Origin of the sequence: Ruminococcus sp. OM04-4AA (assembly GCF_003462585.1) — a bacterium.
Lineage (GTDB): Bacteria > Bacillota > Clostridia > Lachnospirales > Lachnospiraceae > Mediterraneibacter > Mediterraneibacter faecis.
In genome coordinates, this window is the sequence record NZ_QTZH01000045.1 from 1 (window position 1) to 21,273 (window position 21,273).

17 protein-coding genes and 2 pseudogenes are annotated in these 21,273 nt (G+C 39.9%); 3 read left to right on the top strand and 16 right to left on the bottom strand.

Features of this window, described 5'->3' with window-relative positions:
• Window positions 1-240 precede the first annotated feature (240 nt).
• Both DXB52_RS11760 and DXB52_RS11765 read left to right on the top strand, forming a co-directional pair.
• The gene (locus DXB52_RS11760; protein ID WP_118107448.1) at window positions 241-759 is read left to right on the top strand and encodes a replication initiator protein A; all 519 of its coding nucleotides are present in this window, start codon (window positions 241-243) and stop codon (window positions 757-759) included.
• Window positions 756-1,553 (top strand): ATP-binding protein, encoded by a 798-nt coding sequence (locus DXB52_RS11765; protein WP_252255936.1) that lies wholly within the window; start codon window positions 756-758, stop codon window positions 1,551-1,553. Before DXB52_RS11760 ends, DXB52_RS11765 begins: the two co-directional genes overlap by 4 nt.
• A 346-nt stretch (window positions 1,554-1,899) precedes the next feature.
• Here the strand turns inward: DXB52_RS11765 and DXB52_RS17275 are convergent, their stop codons facing one another.
• Entirely contained in the window at window positions 1,900-2,028 is a 129-nt protein-coding gene (locus DXB52_RS17275; protein WP_264466036.1) for a hypothetical protein, read from the bottom strand.
• Window positions 2,029-2,175: 147 nt separating this feature from the next.
• Here DXB52_RS17275 and DXB52_RS11770 point away from each other — a divergent pair, with 147 nt between their 5' ends.
• Window positions 2,176-3,117, top strand: coding sequence for an AraC family transcriptional regulator (locus tag DXB52_RS11770; protein WP_227159524.1), 942 nt, complete (start codon window positions 2,176-2,178; stop codon window positions 3,115-3,117).
• Window positions 3,118-3,327: 210 nt separating this feature from the next.
• Here the strand turns inward: DXB52_RS11770 and DXB52_RS11775 are convergent, their stop codons facing one another.
• The 15 genes and pseudogenes from DXB52_RS11775 to gnpA all read right to left on the bottom strand — a co-directional run bounded on the left by DXB52_RS11775 (window position 3,328) and on the right by gnpA (window position 21,110).
• The gene (locus DXB52_RS11775; RefSeq protein WP_118107451.1) at window positions 3,328-4,368 is read right to left on the bottom strand and encodes an FIVAR domain-containing protein; all 1,041 of its coding nucleotides are present in this window, start codon (window positions 4,366-4,368) and stop codon (window positions 3,328-3,330) included.
• Window positions 4,350-5,228, bottom strand: coding sequence for a hypothetical protein (locus DXB52_RS11780; protein WP_118107453.1), 879 nt, complete (start codon window positions 5,226-5,228; stop codon window positions 4,350-4,352). Before DXB52_RS11780 ends, DXB52_RS11775 begins: the two co-directional genes overlap by 19 nt.
• Window positions 5,138-8,458 carry an alpha-L-fucosidase gene (locus DXB52_RS11785; RefSeq protein WP_472520123.1) on the bottom strand — a complete coding sequence of 1,107 codons (3,321 nt, stop codon included), beginning with the start codon at window positions 8,456-8,458 and terminating at the stop codon, window positions 5,138-5,140. Before DXB52_RS11785 ends, DXB52_RS11780 begins: the two co-directional genes overlap by 91 nt.
• A gap of 102 nt (window positions 8,459-8,560) precedes the next feature.
• Window positions 8,561-8,902, bottom strand: coding sequence for an LPXTG cell wall anchor domain-containing protein (locus DXB52_RS11790; protein ID WP_472520124.1), 342 nt, complete (start codon window positions 8,900-8,902; stop codon window positions 8,561-8,563).
• A gap of 27 nt (window positions 8,903-8,929) precedes the next feature.
• A pseudogene (locus DXB52_RS17280) lies at window positions 8,930-9,052 on the bottom strand (hypothetical protein); the annotation flags it as partial.
• Window positions 9,049-11,022 carry a fibronectin type III domain-containing protein gene (locus DXB52_RS17285; protein ID WP_472520125.1) on the bottom strand — a complete coding sequence of 658 codons (1,974 nt, stop codon included), beginning with the start codon at window positions 11,020-11,022 and terminating at the stop codon, window positions 9,049-9,051. The gene DXB52_RS17285 and the pseudogene DXB52_RS17280, both read right to left, overlap by 4 nt.
• Before the next feature lie 218 nt (window positions 11,023-11,240).
• Window positions 11,241-11,993, bottom strand: coding sequence for a hypothetical protein (locus DXB52_RS17290; RefSeq protein WP_472520126.1), 753 nt, complete (start codon window positions 11,991-11,993; stop codon window positions 11,241-11,243).
• A complete protein-coding gene (locus DXB52_RS17295) occupies window positions 11,978-13,120 on the bottom strand; it encodes a polyhydroxyalkanoate depolymerase (RefSeq protein WP_472520127.1) in 1,143 nt (380 codons plus the stop codon). Before DXB52_RS17295 ends, DXB52_RS17290 begins: the two co-directional genes overlap by 16 nt.
• Window positions 13,121-13,136: 16 nt before the next feature.
• Window positions 13,137-13,883 (bottom strand): hypothetical protein, encoded by a 747-nt coding sequence (locus DXB52_RS11800; protein WP_117540321.1) that lies wholly within the window; start codon window positions 13,881-13,883, stop codon window positions 13,137-13,139.
• A 233-nt stretch (window positions 13,884-14,116) separates the two neighbouring features.
• The gene (locus DXB52_RS11805; protein WP_118107459.1) at window positions 14,117-15,409 is read right to left on the bottom strand and encodes a right-handed parallel beta-helix repeat-containing protein; all 1,293 of its coding nucleotides are present in this window, start codon (window positions 15,407-15,409) and stop codon (window positions 14,117-14,119) included.
• A complete protein-coding gene (locus DXB52_RS11810; protein WP_227188609.1) occupies window positions 15,360-15,749 on the bottom strand; it encodes a hypothetical protein in 390 nt (129 codons plus the stop codon). Before DXB52_RS11810 ends, DXB52_RS11805 begins: the two co-directional genes overlap by 50 nt.
• Before the next feature lie 71 nt (window positions 15,750-15,820).
• Entirely contained in the window at window positions 15,821-16,627 is an 807-nt protein-coding gene (locus DXB52_RS11815) for a carbohydrate ABC transporter permease (RefSeq protein ID WP_181966430.1), read from the bottom strand.
• On the bottom strand, window positions 16,620-17,498 hold the full coding sequence (locus DXB52_RS11820) for a carbohydrate ABC transporter permease (protein WP_117540317.1): 879 nt from the start codon (window positions 17,496-17,498) through the stop codon (window positions 16,620-16,622). Before DXB52_RS11820 ends, DXB52_RS11815 begins: the two co-directional genes overlap by 8 nt.
• Before the next feature lie 72 nt (window positions 17,499-17,570).
• Window positions 17,571-18,878, bottom strand: a complete 1,308-nt coding sequence (locus DXB52_RS11825) for an ABC transporter substrate-binding protein (protein ID WP_117836213.1) — start codon at window positions 18,876-18,878, stop codon at window positions 17,571-17,573.
• A gap of 79 nt (window positions 18,879-18,957) precedes the next feature.
• Window positions 18,958-21,110, bottom strand: a pseudogene (gene gnpA / locus DXB52_RS11830) (1,3-beta-galactosyl-N-acetylhexosamine phosphorylase).
• Window positions 21,111-21,273: the final 163 nt, after the last annotated feature.

A 21,273-nucleotide genomic window follows, 5' to 3' on the forward strand; every position in this document is an offset into this window, starting at 1 on the left:
CCTTTCATCTCGGAAATTCCAGTAATAAAACCAAAGATTACTTTTCTAAAATTATTAAAATCATCCTCAAATAGCTGCGTTCCTTTTTGGGGAAACAGCTATTTATAGTAAAAAGCAGTATTTTTCTAGTAAAAATAAAAAAGTTGAGTTAAATGGTTGTATAAGCCCCTTGAAACGTTTCTACATATGGAGGCCTTAAACCTATATGTCAATATCAAAAAGTCGAAATGAGGTGAAGAATTGAATTATAAATACATAACCAAGGAAGAAATTTCGGTTGCATACTTTCAGTTCCCTAAGTTCCTGTTGAAGTATCCGATTTCACAGAACGGGAAGGTGGTGTATATGCTGCTGTATGACCGGGCACGACTCTCACAAATGAATAACTGGTTGGATGAAAATGGCCGGATCTATGTGATCTATCCGATTACGGAATTAATAAAACATATAGGGAAATGTAGGTCATCTATAAAGTCTGCATTAAAGGAATTGGACGAAGCCGGACTACTGGTAAGAAGATCTGGTGGGTTTTCTAAGCCAAACCACTTGTATATAAAGATTCCCGCAGAAGAGATTTATCAGAAGGACAGAAATTCAACCCGATTAGAAAATGGACGATCATATAAACAACCACTGCATAGCCAGAATACTGGCCCCATGAGGGTCAAAAAGTCGGCGCCTAATAAAGTAATAAGAAATAAGAATAACATTAGTAATAAAGAGCTGAACTATGAATGTCAGGAAGGAGAGAGTTTATGATGGATAAAGAAAAAACATTTATAGGAGAAGACGGACTGATATATTGTTCTGTTTGCAAGGAACCTAAGCAAGCATGGTTGCCAGAGAATAATCTATTAGGAGTCAGGATACGTTACCGGCAGTGTGCCTGTGAAAGGGATGCAAATGCGATGAAAAAGGCTGAACAAGAAGAAAAGGAACGCAGAGTACAAATTGCAAGAAACAGAAGAATTTGTTTTGATGAGGTTGCAATGAAAAACTGTACCTTTGCGAACGCAGAAGAGATGACCCCTGTTATAGATAAAGCAAAAAAATACGTTGATAACTGGGATAAAATGAAACAGAAATCCAAGGGACTTTTGTTCTGGGGACCATTAGGAACAGGAAAAAGTTACGTGGCGACCTGCATTGCTAATGCCCTTTTGGAAAGAAACGTCACCGTAAAAATGACAAACTTTAATACGATTGTCGATACAATGTTCAGAGCCGAAAATAAGGCAGAATATATGAATAAACTATCCTGCTGTTCATTATTGATTATTGATGAGCTTGGTCTTGAAAGAAGCAGTGAATATGCGCTTGGTATTATATTTGATGTAATTGATCATAGATATCGCTCTGGAAAACCATTGATTACGACAACAAATCTTCCTCTGAAAGAGATAAAAGGAGAACCTAATATTGATAAGAGAAGAATCTATGACCGGATTCTGGAGCAGTGTACACCGATCTTAGTGGACGGTAAAAACAAACGGGAAAAGACTGTCAAAGAAAACATGTCTTATTTTAAAAAATTATTCGGCGATAAGGAATAAAAGGAAATACTTGTGACCACGCTTCTATCTACAGAGAGAAGCACAGTACATGGCATTGCATTTCCTAAAAATTTTAAAACAGAAGGACTGCCCGTCATTGAAAGATTAATGATAGGTAGTCCTCTCTTTTAACAATATAAAACCCACTATAAACCTACTTTTTTAGTATATTTTGGTTTCCACTATGGTTACCTGGGCATGATGATGTGCGGAAAGCCCCTTTCTATCAGTGTTTCCGACGCGGCACAGGGTTCAAGTCTCCTCTTCCGCATTGATGAAATGCAAGAGAAACCTTTGATTTTCAAGGGGTTCTCTTTTTTATTATCTGAAATTTGCCCATTTTTGGTTACCTCTGTTTTTTCTTCTCCTTACATAACATCTTTGCATTAATCTTTACTTGCGCAAATGGATTGGAATTGATAAAAGCAACAATCTCACATGCGAGACGCTTTCCATTTATGTGATTTTTCCTCATCGTCCAGGACTTCTCCTCAGAAAACGCTCTATAAAATTTATGAATTTATCGCAAATTTATATATTTTTTTGTGTGTTTTTCTTATATTTGTGTTATAATAGATTTTAATTTGGTTTATCTTTCACTTAATTATGGAGGCATAAATTTATGACAAAAACTCATACTGAACAAACTGGATCGAATCTTCTGGCTCACCCCGGTAGGACTTCCGACTCTTCCCCAAAAAATACTGTTTCTAAACAGATGTCTCTATCTGATTCTATTTTATCGGGAGCAGTTGTGTCGTATCGAAAGGCAGGTTATACATTCGGTCGACACTTACATACTAATATTGAGATTTATCGAATTCTTTCCGGAGAATGTTATATGGATATTCAATCAGAAAACCTGCATTGTACAAAAGGTGACTTTATTATGATCCTTCCTGATGTGGTGCATTCTTTTTATCTGAATGATACTTCAGATTGCGAGTTTCAGCATATACATTTCAACCCTGATATGTTTTCAACTATCATTCTTGATAATGATGGAATATTCCCGATTACGCTTCTTCATGCTGTATTATTTTCTTCACATTTTTATTATCGACTCATCTCTGATGAAACGATTGATAAGCATCTTCAGAAATTGATTGATTTGCGTACTTCCTCTGACAGTCTGTTTACAGCCGCTAATCTTAATGTTGCTCTTATGAACCTGATGCTCTATATTCTTGATCACACAGAGCTTGTACATGAACGTGAACATGCAGAGCCTCAACTTCAAAACAGTTATGTAGCTTATACATTGAATTATATTCAAACTCATTACGCTACAAAAATCTTACAAGAAGACATTGCACAACAATTGCATATTTCCGTCCGTTATCTCAGTAAACTTTTCAAGAGTTATATGGGCGTCACATTATCAAACTATATTAATATTTATCGTATCAATCGCTCCATTGAGCTAATGCAGGATACCAATTTAACCTTAACGGAAATTGCACTGCAGGTTGGATTTAAAGACTCGCAGCACTATTCCAAAGTCTTTGGAAGCGTTATTAATGCAACACCTTCTCAATACAGGAAAACGTTTTTAATAAAATAACTAATCAGAAACCCAGAATTTTACTCCTGGGTTTCTCTGATTAGTTATTTCTTTTGTACCAATTTTCTTTTTTACAGTTCTATGCTTTCTTCTAAATCATAACCACACTGTTCATTACGCCAGTTTATCGATTTTTTACATAAACACATAATAACTACTGCGCTTAGCAGAAATGATAGAATCATGATAAGACTTATAACTACAATCATTTTATCTTATTCTCTTTCTTTTAATCAGTACAACAACAATTCCTGTTGCCAGACAGAGGATTGCAACTCCTGCTACACCTGCTACATTTGCTGCATCACCTGTTTTTACTGCATTTGATGTCTTATTGACAGTGCTTGTAGTATTCTTGTTGGATGTTCCGCCATTAGATGAACCATTGTTGGATGTTCCGCTGTTGCTGTCATCCTTCTTATTGTCATCCTTTTTATTGTCGTCACCCTTATTGCTGTCGTCTTTCTTGTCGTCGCCCTTATTGTTGTCGTCTTTCTTGTCTTCTTTTACTTTCAAAGCTTCTTTTGCTTCTTTTACAGATTTCACTGCTGCGTCGATCTCAGCCTGTGTTGATTCTGGGTTATCCAGTACTGCAATGGCTTTATCGATTGCTGCCTGAAGTGCTGCAAGGGACTCTTCTGTATACTGCTCTGTATCTCCTACAACCTTTGTTGCATCTTCTACTGCTGCTTTCAGTTCATCCTTCTTAACAGGTGCCTCCGGCTTCGGTGTCTCTTTCTCAACAAGAGCCTTCTGTGCTGCTTTGACTGCTTTCTCTGCTGCGTCTACTTCTTCCTGTGATGCATTCTCATCAGCTAATACTTCTTTTGCTTCTTTGATTGCTTTCTGAAGTTTCTCGATAGACTCTTCTGTGTATTTGTCAACTAATGCGGCATCGCCTTCTGCTGCTGTAATTGCAAGATTCAGAGCATCTTTCTTTGCTTTCGCTTTCAGAGCTTTCATCTTATCTTCTACATTTGTCTTTGCTTCATTTACTTTATTCTGATCAGCATTTGGATCGTCATAAATAGCCTGCGCAGCTTTGACTGCATCTTCAAGATCTTTCAAAGATGACGGTGTGTATTGCTCTGTCTCTGCAAGTTTTTTGTTTGCTGTATTAATTGTTGCTAACAGATTTTCTTTCGCAATTGTAAGCTCATCTTTTGCAAATGTTACTTCAATTGTATGATTTGCAACAATATCTTCGAAAGCATACTCTGTTGCAATAGTTTCTACATTTTCTCCGTCCACTGTAATACTTTCAATATGGTATCCCTTGTCAGGAGTGATCGTGAATACTTTGGATGTTCCCTTATAACTGTTGTTGTGTCTTCCGGTGCAATCTTTCCGCCTTCACCTGCTGTTGCTGTGATTGTAAACTGTGTCTGGATGTCAGCAATCTTTGCTTTGATTTCTGCTTTCTTCGCATCTACCTCTGCCTGAGATGTTTTTTCTGTGAATGCCTTTCCAGCATTTACCATCTCCTGAAGTTCTACAAGAGCTGTTGCTGAATATTTATCTTTGTCTCCTGCGTTAATAATTTCTTCTGCCTCAGCAATCGTTGCTGTAAGTTCTGTAAGGTCTGCTTCACTTGCAGTTCTTATCAATTGAATATCCAGTTTATCAAGCTGTGGAGCTTTGTTTGTGTCCGGTGCTGTAAGAACCAAAGTTCCTGCTCCTGCAGTTTTTACTTCAATGTTAAGTTCGAATGTCTTCACAGTTAAGTTGTTACCTTCTTTTGTTGACGGACAATCTACCTGCGCTGCCTCAATCTTACTTCCTTCCTCAGAAAATGCAAGTTTATTCAGTGCTCCTGCACGATAAGTACCTGTTACTTTATAAATTCCAGGAACGTTTGCTGTATAAGCGTACTTAGCATAATCTTTGTATGCCATACAGTTCAGGAATTTTCCATTACTTGCCCAGCTCTCAGAAGTAATTGTAAGCGGCCAGTTCGGATCAGAATCTGAATCATTGCTATTAATCAATTCTGTAGCATGTTCTGCTTCCAGTGTGCTTGTTACTCCCTTTGTTTCTGGGAATACAAATGGATTTTCTGCTGTATAATTTGCAAATGCAAATGTTGCCTCAATTTTATGTGCTTTATCCACATCACTAAATGTGTAAGAAGTTTTCTTCCTACGGAATTTCCATCAACTTTTACATCTGCGATTTCATATCCTGAATTCGGAGTAATTGTAAATGTTGCGCTTTCGCCTTCTGTTATTTTACCATCTGTAAGGTCTTCTGTTGTGATAGTTCCACCTTTACCTGCTGTAGCTGTGATGGCAAATTTGTCTAATACAACATTCTTCGGGCTGATAATGAAGTAGTCGATTCCAGGACCTTTACCATCTAGTCCATCTCTCTTTTCTGGTGGTGTGATAACAATCATGCCATCTCCAGGTTTTACTACTTCGATATCAAATGTTACAGTTCCAAAAACAACATTATCATTTTCTTTCTTTGGATCAACTATAACTTCTTGGTCTTTAATCTTTCCTTTTGCTTCTGTAATCTTGATACTATTTTTCGCATTTTCGGCAGAACCACTACGGTATCTCATAACCACCTGATAAGTACCAGCCTTGTCTGCATGATAGGCATATTTCAGAACATCATTTGCTGCCATATCTGTGACAAATTTTCCATTACTTGCATCGCTTTTAGCATCAATCTTCATTGGGTACTGAGCATCAGAGGTTGGATCATCCTTTAACACTGTCGCAAATTCCGCTTCCAGCTTAGCACTTGTTTCTGCTCTCCATGGGAAGTTGAAACGATCATTCTCTGTATACTTTTCACGAACCTTAAGTGCAGCTTTTGCTTTATCTAATTCTGTGTATGCGCTTCTGATTGTTGCATCTGTTGCACTCTCATTTTCCACTACTTCCTGAGCTGTCTTCAGTGCTTTAGCAAATGCGTCCCATCCTTCTGAATAAAGATGTTCTTCCAACGCCGCTGAATTCGTAACCAATGTCTGAAGTTTATCTTTTGTAATTCCATCTGCATCTTTGATTGTGATTCTTGCAGAACCGTTAAATCCGATAATTGCATTCTTCGGTGTTTTTTCTGTCAGCTCAATTGAGAATACACGGTCACCAGTTATAGCGGTATTCTGTTTGGTCTTTGCTGCGACAACACTCTTTTCTGTTTCTCCGGCTTCAAATATAACATCCGGAGCATATTCTGTATTAAAGTCATTCTGAATAGCACTTCCCGGGTTTGGCTGGATCTTAGCTGTAAGCTTTCCATTTGATCCACCGACACGTTTTACTTTAACTGTCAGCTCTTCTTTTTCGTTCATCGTATATGCATCTTTTTCAAGCTCGATCATTCCTACGCCACCGTTGTTGATTACGTAAGCCGCTTCTACACCGATTGCAGCATCTGTCTTTGCTACAAGTCTTAATGTATGATCAGCATCTGTCAGATCTTCAGATTCGAAGATTTTTGCTCCTGTGGATCTGCTTTCTGCATGTGTATTAATTGTTTCTACTAGCTTATCATCAATATAAACATCCGCTTGACCATGACCTGGATCTGTTGTACCCATCAGATATGCTTTTGTTCCGTGGAATTTAAAAGTAAATTCTGCATTCGCTTTATTGGACCATGTATTCTGTCCGTTGATGTACTGGCTTCCTGTCTGAGGATTCCATCCTGTGGGGCTAAATGTAAACTTACTTGTCTCATTAACACTTGTTGTATCCATTCCTTCCGGCGCTGCTCCTGCCAGCTGGAATCCTTCACTTGCTTTGTATACACCAACTTCACTCAACATCGGAACTTTTCCATTGGTTGTTCCTACTGTGATTTTCACCTGAGTTGCTGATACCGGAGCTGTTCTAACCAGTCTCTTTGCCCCAACAGTTACTCCACTTTTCAGTGTCTGCCACTGTGCATCGTCAGACGCTTTGTACTCAACTTTATAGCTGTTGATGTGCTGTCCTTTCTGAATTGCTTCTTCAATAGAAACCACATCGAACTTCTTAGCTTTGTCCCACTTAATCGTCAGGCTTCCTTCTTTTGTTCCATCCTCTGTTGTCCAGTATGTTTCATCTTTATCATCTACTACATTTCCTGGTTTGAATGCTATATCATTTCCACGAACATTAGATGCCTCAATTGTTGCATTCTTTGCCAGATTCTTTCTGAAAGTTTCTTCCACATTCCGTCCAAATTCTGTCACTCTGTCGAGAATTGGCTTATCCACTGTACCCTGATTATTCGGCGGTACATTCAGAAGCATGGTTGCATTATGTCCTACCGAATCAAAATACATGTTAGCAAGCTGTGTAATTGTCTTCGGAGTGTTCTTTTTGGTTCCCCAGAACCATCCGGATGTAATACGTCCGTCACACTCTGGTACGGTCCATTTGTTTCCATCTGCATATCCAATGGTATATGGTGTAGTTCCGTTGCTATCAATTGTATTATTTGCTTCATTGACTTTAGATTTTGCCCATGTGTTTTCGTGAGCAACGCCATCTTCATTTCCAATCCAGCGAACGGTTGTATATGCCTGAGCTCCGAATAACATACAGTCAGCATCCTTGCCTGCCTTTTTTCCCTGGTGTTTCTGGATTGTATCAAACCATTTTGTAAACTCATAGTCCTGTGCATTGGCACCGCTTCCTTTGGCTCCATCCATCCATACTTCAACAAAATGTCCGTTATTGCCGTACTTTGAATTTCCAAGAATTTCTTCTAACTGATTGTTATAATATTCATTATAATCTAATACGTCATTTTCCTTGCTTGTCGGTTTTCCATTGGCATCATAATATCCGTAAGATGGCTCATGAATATCCCACGGAGACAGGTAAAGTCCCATGTCCATATTATAGGTTGTACACGCAGCAGATATCTCCGCAAGAATATCTCCTTTATACCCTGCTGCCTCTGCATCATATTCTGTATATTTACTCGGCCAGATACAGAAACCATCATGATGCTTTGCTGTTATAATGAGTTTCTTGAATCCTGCATTCTTTAATGTACGTACGAGTGTGTCTGCATCAAAGTTATCTTTCAATGTAAAGATTTCACTCGGTTTTTTATCTCCGTAATGCTCTCCCCACTCAATTTCATTGAACGTATTCGGACCGAAGTGGCAGAATGCTGCCAGTTCATCTTTCTGATATTTGTACTGGTTCGCATCCGGTACAACTTTATCTGATTCTGGTTCTTTTGTACTCTTATCAGTACAGTCAGAATCTGTCACTCCGCTTTCAGCTGCGGCAGCAGATACAGTGACAACTGCCGGTCCAATTGAACTAAATACAGTTGTCACTCCAAGAACAAGGCCCATAAACATTGATACGGTCTTTTTCTTCATTTTGTTCCTCCTCATTATTCATACGGGCAGGAATCAGGACTTCCTGACTCCCGCCTGTTTGAACTAATTTTTTCCTTTTATAAAGCCAAGGTTAAGTGTTTCTTAATCCTCTTTTTTACGTTTTACTACACCAAGTCCTGCAGCTGCCGATGCTGCTAAAGCGAACAACCATGTTACTACATTTGTTGTATCTCCAGTCTTAGCTGCATGTGATGTAGTACTTCCAGTACTTGTAGTACCCTTGTTACCTGATCCAGTATTAGTAGATCCTGTATTGGATGATCCGTTATTGTTTGATCCGCCATTAGATGAACCATTGTTGGATGCTCCGCTGTTGCCATCATCCTTCTTATTGTCATCCTTCTTGTCGTCGCCCTTATTGCTGTCGTCTTTCTTGTCTTCTTTTACTTTCAGGGCTTCTTTTGCTTCTTTTACAGCTTTCACTGCTGCGTCGATCTCAGCCTGTGTTGCTTCTGGATTATCCAGTACTGCATTCGCTTCATCGATTGCTGCCTGAAGTGCTGCAAGGGACTCTTCTGTATACTGCTCTGTATCTCCTACAACCTTTGTTGCATCTTCTACTGCAGCTTTCAGTTCATCCTCTTAACAGGTGCCTCTGGCTTCGGTGTCTCTTTCTCAACAAGAGATTTCTGTGCTGCCTGAACTGCTTTCTCTGCTGCGTCTACTTTTTCCTGTGATGCATTCTCATCAGCTAATACTTCTTTCGCTGCTTTGATTTCTTTCTGAAGCTTCTCAATAGACTCTTCTGTGTATTTGTCAACTAATGCGGCATCACCTTCTGCTGCTGTAATTGCAAGCTTCAGAGCATCTTTCTTGGCTTTCGCTTTCAGAGCTTTCATCTTATCTTCTACATTTGTCTTTGCTTCATTTACTTTATTCTGATCAGCATCTGGATCGTCGTAAATAGCCTGCGCAGCTTTGACTGCATCTTCAAGATCTTTTAAAGATGACGGTGTGTATTGCTCTGTCTCTGCAAGTTTTTTGTTTGCTGTATTAATTGTTGCTAACAGATTTTCTTTCGCAATTGTAAGCTCATCTTTTGCAAATGTTACAGCAATTGTATGATCTGCAACAATACCTTCGAAAGCATACTCTGTTGCAATAGTTTCTACATTCTCTCCGTCAACGGCAATACTTTCAATATGATATCCCTTGTCAGGAGTGATTGTGAACACTTTGGATGTTCCCTTATAAGCTTTTGTTTCGTAACTTGTTTCGTCTTTTGCTCTCTCTTTGATCTCGTCTTTCAGTTCAATCTTTCCGCCTTCACCTGCTGTTGCTGTGATTGTAAACTGTGTCTGAATATCAGCAAGTTTTGCTGTGATTTCATCTTTCTTCTTATCTACAGCTTCCTGAGTAGATGTTGCTGTCAACAGCTTTCCTGCATTCACAAGTTCCTGAAGTTCTACAAGAGCTGCTGCAGAATATTTATCTTTATCTTCTGCTTTAAGAATTTTTTCTGCCTCAGCAATCGTTGCTGTAAGTTCTGTAAGGTCTGCTCCCTTCAGTGTTGTAAATGTCGCTGCTTCTGATTTTTCAGACTCATTTCCTGCAGCATCCACTGCTGTTACTGTTACGTTGTACTCAGTATTTGCTGTAAGGTCTGCCAGATCATACTCTGTTCCTGTGATAAGTTCATCATTTACTTTCTCATTGTTCAGGTATACATTGTATCCGGCTACTTCTACGTTATCTTTAGACGCTGTCCAAGTGAGCTTTGCTCCTGTATGAGCAATCTCGGATGCTTTCACATCTGCCGGAACTGTTGGAGCTTCTTTATCTGCAGCAGCTTTATCTACGTAAGTAATAATCGGTGTAATATGAGCAGATGGTTTGCTTGGATTTCCGTTACATTTTGCTACTACACGGATCATGTCGCCTCGAGTCACTTCGATTTCTTCTGCCTTTTCCCAGTTTCCTTCTTTCTTTTTACTGGTTTCAAGTGTCAAGTTCTTCTTCTCTGTTCCATTTACATAGAGGCTTAATGTAACTGTTCCGCCTGCGTTATCATTCTGACGAAGATATGGCTCATTATCTCTAACTTTGAATGATACTGTTCCGCTCTTTGGTACTCTGTATGCCATTGCTGTTGAGATATTTGTGCTTGGCGGTGCAGAAAGTAAACCGTGTTTGTCTGGACTGCTTGCTGTAGTTACATGCTGATCATCATCAATACCAGGTCCATAATATGTATGAGTAGCCCAGTTTGGCCAGCCATCTTTATCAACAGATGTCATATTCGCCCAGTCACCGGATCCGTCCTTCATCTGTCCGAACCAGACATTTCCCTGCTGTCCGTTTATATAATCTAAAGTCCAGTTGTATTCATTTTTCTGCTTGATCGCATACTCTTTTGTAGTTCCATCTTCCGCTGTGATACGAAGTGTCATTCCGTCTGCTACTGCATCCTTATCTGCCAGTTCTTTTCCAGCATTTACTACAGAAACAGTTGCTGTATCAGCTACCGTAAGACTCGCCTTCAGTTCCTTTACTGTTGTTGGATTTTTCTCTGTGTAAGGAACTTCCAACTCTGTTCCTCTCACTTCATAGTAAGAAGCTTTCAGTTCTTTATCAGAACTTGCAACGACTGTATAAGTTACATTTTCTTTTCCTTCATATGAAAGAACAACTTTTGCTCCTCCCTTTACAACATCTGTTCCTTCAAGTACGTTCTCACCGTCTTTAACAGTAACTTTGACGCCTGTATCTACGATGATATTTTTAAGGAAAGCTTCTACTGTTGTGTTCTTCGGAAGTTCACTTACGTCTGTTCCGGAACTTTATATACGTTAGATCTCAGGATAAGAGTGTCTGCTACTACATCACTCTCTGCTGCTCCGATCTCCGGTACTGCTGTGATCGCATGGCCGAAGAAATCGTGATCGATCGTATAACCATTTCTGTCAACCACTACTTTACCCTTATTGATTGCCGGAGAATTTTCTGCAAGTTTGTATCCGTCGAATACTGTTTCTTTAGTTGGATCTTCGTGTTTTCTAGCTGCTTTGTCTGTTGCTACAGAATCTGGACCGGAACCTGCATTCTCAAGTACTTTTGTTCCTGCGTTTACTTTTACAGGAGCTGCATCGTTCGGATAATTCTTTACATTATAATATAAGTTATTGCTATAAGTTTTATTTCCGCTAGGATTCCATTCCTTTACATTAACTGGTGTATTACCTGCGAAGTAGAAAATATTATTTTCCATATCTACAGGACCGCCATTGCCATGGCTTCTGTGCCAGATGGTATTGAGACCTTCTTTGATATAGAACGTATTGTTGTAAACCTGACAATTTCCGGAGTTACCTGCCGGGTCCAATGGTCCCATATCTTCGTTCTGACTGATATTGTAACGGAATGTATTGTTAACAGAATTTCCTCCACAGAACATGATGGTACTTGCGGTATTTCCGTGGCTGTAGTTGTACTGATAGTTTGTTCCGTCACCATAGTCAGCATCCCAAGGCTGTCCATCGCCATTACCACTTGCGGCATTCAATGTTTTAAACATTCATTATACTGGAAAATCGCATTTTTACATTTCCATGGCCAGATACCGGCTGCCACTCGTCCTGCTCCAACGTCCTGTTTACCAATCTCTTTTCCATTTGCATCCAGTCTTGGCTGTTGCTGTGCATAATCTGTTGTATTAATCTGTTCAGCTGCGTTCTCTGACACATTGTACTGAATCAATGGTCTGTCAAGATACATGGTTGTGATTGCATCTCCACCTACGTGGTTCAGATAGTTGTTCTCGATGACTACATTGGAGGAACCATATTTTGCCATCGTTGCATCCGGAAGTTCACCTGTTTCGAACTGTCCCCACTGATAGGTATATCCTACTGCAATTCCCCAACGGTTTACCTTATTCAAAGAACAGTTTCTAATCTGGACGTCATTATATCTTGCAATTCCTGTTTCGCCTTCATTCGTTGGTTTTGCAACGATGAAGTAGATACCACCGTTTGTCATATGCTTGTTATAAACGTTTCCTGTTACATCATGGATATAAAGATCATTCAATACGATATGATCTACTGTTCCATTATCCTTTGCAACTCCGGCAACACCGGTTCTGTCCATTGCGTATGCATCATTATACGCTTTACCTTGTTCAGTATCTGTTGCACTCTTTCTGTCGTTGGTCAGTTCCAGACCTTCGATTTCAAGGTATTCAGTATCTTCAATTAAAATACTGGAGGATACAGTACCTTTCCATTTATGGTTCTGGTTATCCAGCGGATTACCATAATTCAGCTCCCACTGTCCATGACCATTTGTATTGATCTTTGGTTTCTCTCCTTCTCCATAAGTAGATATCTTCACCGGTGCTTCTGCAGTACCGCTGTCCTCTTTTGTGAACTTAAGAGCCTGATCCTCAAATACAGATCCCTTTTTCAGAAGAACTGTGTCTCCCGGCTCAAGGTTAAGCTCATTCACTTTTTTAAGTGTCTGGAACGCCTTGTTTTCAGCTGTTCCAGCATTACTGTCTTTTCCATCTTTTGAATCAACGTAATAGGTTGTTCCTGTCGCAGCAGACTCCTTTGCATTAACCGGAACTGTCGGCACCATTGATGCAACTGTTGTTCCAGCAAGCGCAAGAGCCAGCGTACGACTCATCCATTTTTTCTTCATAGCTTTTCTCCCTCCATTATTGTATATTCTTCAAGGTTATTCGGTTTACATTCTCCATGTTACCTGCCACCTGAGAACCTGTTTCACGCTGCGTGATCATATCATCATACTTCTGCTCACGCAGTTCTCTTTCGACCGCGATCCTTGCCATCTCAAGGTCTGCATTTTCATCGCTGTCTCCAAAGATCCACTCTCGGCTTTGATAGTGTTCCTGTATTTCATCCTCTGTCAGTTTCATACCTTCACGATTGGTATCGTTACAGTACTTTTCTTTTAACGTGCTGATTTCATAATCCAGATAAAGCTGAAACGTATATTCTTTAAGCCCGTAGATTACTTCGCCTTTTTCTACTTTCTCACTTCGCTCTGCATTTTCATCTTTCCAGCGTTTTTCCAGTGCTTCATAACTACTGTCTGTGATATCTCCCTGTTCTTTTGCAAGATCGTAAACAGCATGAATGTGTTTCAACTCTTCTACTGTATTATCCGCCAGAATTTCATACCCGTGTTTTCCATCATACTGTTTTTTCCAGAAGTCATCTTCATATATAGCGCCATACTCCTGCTGAATCTGTATCTTTGTATCATATTCAACTGCCTTCATACAGTTCAGATACTCTTCTTTACTAATTACGTGTTCCGCAACAGTAAGATCGAATTGATTTGCCTTTTTATATTGAATGATTCCGGCAACAGTTCCTGTAACAGCAATCGCCAATAGAATGATTCCAAGCTTTAGGAATTGCTTCTTTCGATTCTTCATAAATCCTGCGCCCTTCCTATTTGAATTTTTGTTTTATCTTCACATAGATTCTTTTTATCCACATTAACTTTATTATAGCAATCTGGTTTTTTTTCGGCTCGTTTTTTTTAGTTGATTTTCATGCCATTTTTGTCTAATTCGGAACTAAACAGAAATTTCTTTTTTATTTATTTCCATTAAAAAAAGACCATGAAAAAAATGTTTTTTTCATAGTCTTTTTTAGCATCAAATTTTTAGTTTTCCAAATCAACAATCTGATTATTCTCTAATGTATAATTACCGCCATCCATATTTTTACGAACGAACGGAACGCCTTTTCTTACATAGAAAGTATTATCTTTGATCAGTGCATCCGGGTTCTCTGCCGGACTGATCGTTCCTCCAAGGTCATCGAAACTGACATTGTTACGGAACGTATTATGAATTGCTTCCTGCAAACAGAACATCACACATCCGCCTTCGTTCTGTCTGCTGTAATTATACTCATAAACGGTTCCGTCACCGGAATCTGCATCATATGCCATACCGTCCTGATTCAGTCTTGTATCAGTGCCTTCATTATATCGGAACAACGCATCCTTACACTTCCAAGGCCAGATAGCTGCTGCCACCTTTCCCAGGCGATTACCCGGCTCGCTATAGATCCGATCATTGATCTCACAGGCGATGGAATCTGTCATATTGTGCTCTATGAGTGGACGAAGTGCATACATCGATGTAATGCCGTCACCACCTGCTGCCTTTACATAATTATCGCGGATCAGCATATTTTCGTGACCATATTTCAGGAAGATTTCCTCATCAAGCTCTGCTCCCTGGAACTTGTCATGTGCATAAGTATAACCGACAGCAATTCCCCAACGGCTCACCTGATACACAAAGCATCCCTCAACTGTGACATCTTTATAACGTGCTACTCCGGTCAGTTCTTCGTTCTCCGGACGAAGCGCTGTCATGTAAATGCCACCGTTATTCATATGCTTGTCATATACATTACCATTCACATCATGGATCAGAAGATTACGCAATGTGATTCCATGTCGCACCCCTTTGTCTTTTGCTACAACAGCAACACCTGTGCGGTTCATCTTGTCTCCAAGGGAATAGTACTCGCCGATAATTTTGTCTGCCTCGTTTGTGATCTCCAGATCTTCTACGATGATATATTCTGCATCATACAGCAGAACTGCGGAAGATACATACCCGCGATATACATGAGTTGGTGAATCTAATGGGGCTCCATAATTCTGATACCAGATTCCCTGCCCACAAGCCTCAATACGCGGCGCATCGCCTTCTCCGTAAGCTCCGATCACGATTGGTGCATCTTCTCTCCCACTGTCTGTCACTTGAAGATACTGTCCGCAAAAGATGCTCCCACGCTCAAGTAATACATGATCTCCCGGCTGCAGACTTCTCTGATTGATTGCAAAAAGACTTGCGAATGCACTTTCGCTTGTCAGTCCATCGTTCGAATCATTTCCTGTCTTCGAACTCACGTAATACGTCTTCGATAAGCTTGTCATATGCATCCTCCCGTAATCTTTTTTCAATAATCTGTTCTACCTCTTCATAAGTAAAGAGATCTCCGAAATATCGACCGAATAAATCCATATTTTTTTCGTAAAATTCTTTCTTCTCCTGCTCTGTGACATCCGGACACAGACCTGTGCTTCGAACCGCCTCACTTGGCTGGACAAAATCCAGTTTCAGTCTTGTCAGCTCATACTGCAAATACGCCGGTGCTGAAAAATAACGTGGTCCATAGAACAGCTTCTCCTCCTGCTCCATCATCTTCAGCTTTTCATTATGATTCTGTCTTCTTGCTTCAAGTCCCTCCATAGAAGGATCCTCAAGCAATCCCATTTTATGTGCTAAAAGGAAGGCACCTTGCGCCTTCCTTAAACATTCCTGTTTTATACAATACTTTTGCTGCATTATTTTACCGCTCCTGTAATTCCGTTTGCAAAGCTCTTCTGTAAGCACAGGAAGATGATTGCAGTCGGAAGTGTACAAATCAATACACCAAGCATCAGCATACCATAGTCAACACTATAACCACTCTTCAGGTTCGCTACAAGCATCGGCATAGTGATTGCTTTGCTGTCCTGTAAAATGATCGTTGGCCATAAGTAGTTATTCCATGCACTCATGAATGTTACAGTCATAGCTGCTCCATAAGTAGATTTCATAACCGGGATAAACATCTTAAAGAAGATCTGAAATTCGTTTAATCCCTCAAGTCTTGCTGCTTCGATAATATCATGCGGGAAAGAACGGGCTGCCTGTCTGAACAGCATGATCATAAACGGAGTGGAAATTGTCGGAAGCGCAAGTGCGATCCATGTATTAACCAGTCCCCATGAAGTAAACATCTTAAACAGCGGAATCATAATGGCTACGAAAGGAAGCATCATTGCAAGAAGAAGAATACTCATTAAAGTATCTTTTCCTTTGTCATGATAAATCTCGAATCCATATCCGGCGATTGAACACACAAGCAGTGCTACAACTGTAATGATGATCGCATTTCGGAATGAGTTATACATTGCAAGCCCAAGATTCTGCATGCCTACCAGTGTCTTAAAGTTCTCTATCAAGTGAGTACCCGGATAGAGTTTACCTCTTACGACATCGATACTTGAGTTTGTTGCTCCGCAAAGCATGTAATACAGTGGAAATGCAGACAGAAAGCTTGCAATAATCAACACTGCATAAGAAACTATTGATTTCAATTTAGTCACGTTTGTCACCTACTTTCATCTGAATTGCAGACAGAATTGCTACCATTATAAGAATACATACAGACAATGCTGCTGCATAATTAAATTTCGGTGTCTCTACAAAGGAAATATTGTAGATGTAGTGTGCCAATGTCATAGTTGACTTACCAGGTCCACCTGCTGTCAGGTTCATAGACTCATCAAACAACTGAAGTGTTCCTGAAGTTGACATAATTGCTGTCATAAGGATTGTTGGCTTCAGAAGCGGAATTGTAATCTTTATAAACTGCTTAAATGGTGTTGCTCCATCGATATAACTTGCTTCATATACGGAATAATCAATATTCTGTAATCCTGCAAGATAGAATACCATATTGTATCCTGTCCATCTCCAGATCAAAGCTATAACAATTACCCAACGAGCCGGCCATGTACTCTGGAACCAGTCGACAGAGGATAATCCAATTCCTGTAAGAACTCTGTTCACAACTCCGTCCGGAGCAAACAAGGACTTGAAGATCATAGAGTAAGATACAAGTGATGTTGCACACGGAAGGAAGATCAATGTACGGAAAAGACCTTTACATCTGATCTTTGGACTATTCAAAAGCTGTGCCAGGATCAAGGCAAGAACAAGCATGATCGGCACCTGGATCAAAAAGTAAAAGAACGTATTAAACAAGCACTGTTGAAATGTTTTATCCTGGAAAACTCTGGTATAATTCGATAACCCGGTAAACACTCCCCCTGTTTTTCTAAAAGAAAGCAGGATTGCCTGTGCCATTGGATAAAAACAAAACACAAAAATTAAAATAGCTGCTGGAAGCAAAAACGCCCATCCGGTAAGATTATACTTTTTTTCTAATGTCAATTTTGTTTTCTTTTTTCCCATTTTTTTCTCCTAAAACAGAACCGGGAACGCAATACTGCACTCCCGGTACGTTCTGTTTCTAATCTTTGATGATTACTCACCAACATTAAATTCTACTGTATCCTGAGCGTTCTTGATCTCGCTGTCAATGTCAGCGCCATTCTGAACAACATTTGTGATTGCATCTGTTAATGCACTTCTAACATCTGAGTAGTATGCGCCATAATCGATTCCAGGAACCTTTCCAGCGAAGTCTACGATGTCTTTGTATACAGCCTGTCCAGCGTAGAAATCAGATGTCTCATTGTAAACTTTAGACTCAGCAGCCGGTAAGTAACTTGCGATTGCTCCAGCGTTTGGAAGAAGATCATCATATAACTCTACGCTTCCACCGAATGTTGTCTTAAGGAAGTCATATGCAAGGTCTGTGTTCTTGCAGTTAGAAGATACTGCCCAGCTTGCTCCACCACAGTTTGCGTAGTTTGTAGCACCCTCAACATCATCAAGTTTAGGCATGTTTACGATAGACCATTTTCCAGCCTGATCGTCAGCTGCCTGAATTGAAGACATGATCCAGCATCCCTGGATAACACCAGCTGCTGTTCCCTTGTTCATAGAAGCGATGTACTGATCCCAGTCAGTGTAATCAACCATGATTCCTTCGTCGATGAGCTGTTTGTATGTCTCGATTGCTTTCTTAAGAGCTTTGTTATTAACTAAGTCAACTTTTCCGTCTACCATCGGAGAAGCACCTGCAGACTGAAGCATCTCGATGATGATCTCAGATCCGCCTGAGCTTGTAAGCATTGGAACATTGTTTGTCTCAACTACTTTTTTAGCTTTTTCGATGAAGTCTGACCATGTTGTGTCTTTGAAGTCATCTACTGTAAGACCAGCTGCCTCAACCATGTCTTTACGGATTGCCATGATTGTAGCACCGTTATCAAATGGTACACCATAGTTCTTTCCATCTACTGTAGAGTCAGCTAACTTTCCTGCTGAGAAATTTGAAAAATCAATTCCTGAATCTGTCAGTTCTGTAAAGATTCCTGAATAGTTTGCAACGTTTTTGTGGAAAGAGTAATCCTGCATCAGGAAGATGTCCGGCAATGTGCTGTAATCATCAGCTTCAGCTGCTGTGATCAGAGCTGTCTCAATATCTGAATATACTTTTTCCTGAATATCCAGTTTGAAATCCGGGTGATCTTTCTGGTAGATTGCCTCTGCCTGTTTCATTGCATAAACGTTGAAGTTAGGATCCCAGCACCATACGCTCAGTGTGTTTTCCTGTGATGCATCATTCTTTGCATCAGTGTTGTTGTCAGCTTTGCTTCCGCATCCTGCAAGTACAGATACTGACATTGCTGCTACTAAAAGTGCGCTCAATACTTTCTTTTTCATAGTTTTTGTCCTCCTTATACATTTAAAAGTACTGCTTTATAAAATATGAAATGCATTCCTTGCGTTTCATAAGTTATCTTTATTCAACATCATCTACCCAACGCATCTCGCCTGGCTCTAAATCCAGTTCATATACACAGTTGCCATTGATATATACATCTGTGTGTCGCGCTTCTGATGAGTTATTAATAACTGCGATCTTCTTACTCTTCGGGAATACAGTTACTTCTGTATCAACATTTGTTACATAGTAATGCTTCATCTCTTTTTCCATGCCTGCTGCATAGTAAATAGCACGAAGAAGAATTCTACAGTTCTGTGGAGAATATGGAAGACCTGCAAAGTATACGCTATGTCCTTTTCCATATTCATTAACAACCATCTGGCTGTACTCTCCATCCATTGCAAGGATCTGGTAATTCTTGCCCTGTGCATAGACACGGCTTGTTCCCTCACCAAAATCTATTTTACCTTCAATATCCTCTAAAATAAAGTGGTTTGCATCTAATTCATTATACTTATCTGTATTAAGTGAGAAACACATCTCACGATCTACGCCAAGTACATCTGACAGCTGGAAGAATCTTCCCTGATGCTGATATGCTGTCGGTTCACCAACTCCGATGAATCCGCCTCCCTCGTCAACAAAGCGACGAATATTTGTTACAACTTCTTCATCGATCCAGTTTTCAGCTCCACTAAATGCTGTATATGCATCACCTACATTGATGATTACTCCAATGTCTTCCGGAATACCTTTCTTCACGTCATCAAAGGAGATGAATTCAACTTCGAATGGCATACCACTTAAGCACTCAAGCACACCTTCTGCTGAATAAGTCTCTCTGTGCCAGATTGCGTGATGTACCTGATTGGACATCCACTTTCTCAGTCCTCCCCAACAGTTGAGGATTGCAACCTTAAATGGTGCTACATAGGAAGGTGTTCCCTGCATATTCTCATGAATCTGACGGAACTCTGTAACAACTTTCTGGATCTCATCAATGAATCCCGGCCAGTTACTGGCAAGTTTTAAGTATCCGCCGTATCCGATTCTGTCTAATGGTGAACGAAGAAGAGCACGTCTTGCTTTTCTCCAGTTGTCTCTTGCTTCTCCGATCGGATCTCCGCCTTCGCAGATACATCTGGGAAGAAGTATGGTAAGAGACGTCCCTCTGTATAATCAACGCCTTTGATATCAGAAATCATACGAAGTGTCACACCACTTCCAACAGAACCTACAACTGCATCAAGTCCGATGCCTGCAAAGTATTTACCATAAGGCTCTGTTCCGATCCAGTGATCTCCAAGGAACATCATAGCTTCTTTTCCATAAGAGTGAACGATATCAACCAGCTCTTTCGCGAGTGCACAAACTTCAATCTGCTGGAATTCAATAAAGTCACGGAATTCTTTGCTCGGTACGCGGAACATACTGTTGTGATATCCCTGATCCACGATAAATTCCGGACGGAATTTATATCCTGCCCATTTTTCAAATTTTTCTAAGATATATGGACTTACACTTGCACTGTATCCAAACCACTCAACGTACTTTTCTCTCTTCTGATCATCAAAAGTTAATGTGAACTGATGGAAAAATGTTGTAAATCGAACAACATCTATATTCGGATTCTCTTCACACCATCTTTTCAGCTTTTCCTTTACATACTTCTGTGTCTTCGGCTGTCTTACATCATATGTCAACTGATGTGGTGTATCCTGCCAATCATTTGTAATGAAGTTATACATATGTACCGGATCCCAGATAAGGAATGCCAGAAAGCTTACTGTATATTCATGATATGCCTTTGTCTGGATCTCAACTTCTCCTGAAGCTTCATCAAATTCCCATTTATCTGTAGGAACAATCTCTCCAGTTGTACGGTCGATCACTTCCCACCAACGTTTTGGATCATCTAACGTATTTACTTTCAGCTGCTCTGTGTGAAATCCTTCCATTAAGCGAATACGAAGTGTTTCGCCTCTTGCTGTCACACGGTTACTGATCAAATATTCCTGCTGAATTTCTTCCGGATTGGCACTTGCCCACTCATTATCTTTTCTTGTTGTATAATAAGTAGCGTATTTCTTAACCGGCTCTGACAGAAGTTCTTCTGGCATCTCTGTTCCGTCACAATCTCTCAACGCATCTGCTCCCAAGAGATTCTTTAATCGTAATGTCTCGTCAATAACATCTGCATCTGTCGGCAGCGTCAATCTTCCCGTCATCAATATGTTCCCCTCCAAATAACTTTTATTCTTACTTATCTCACGACTAAAGTATAACGTTTTCACCAATGGATATCAATTTCATTGTTGCTCGGTTTGTTATATTTTTTGCTTTTTTATTACTAAATACTGTTTTTCTTATTATTTTTATGTATAATATGTT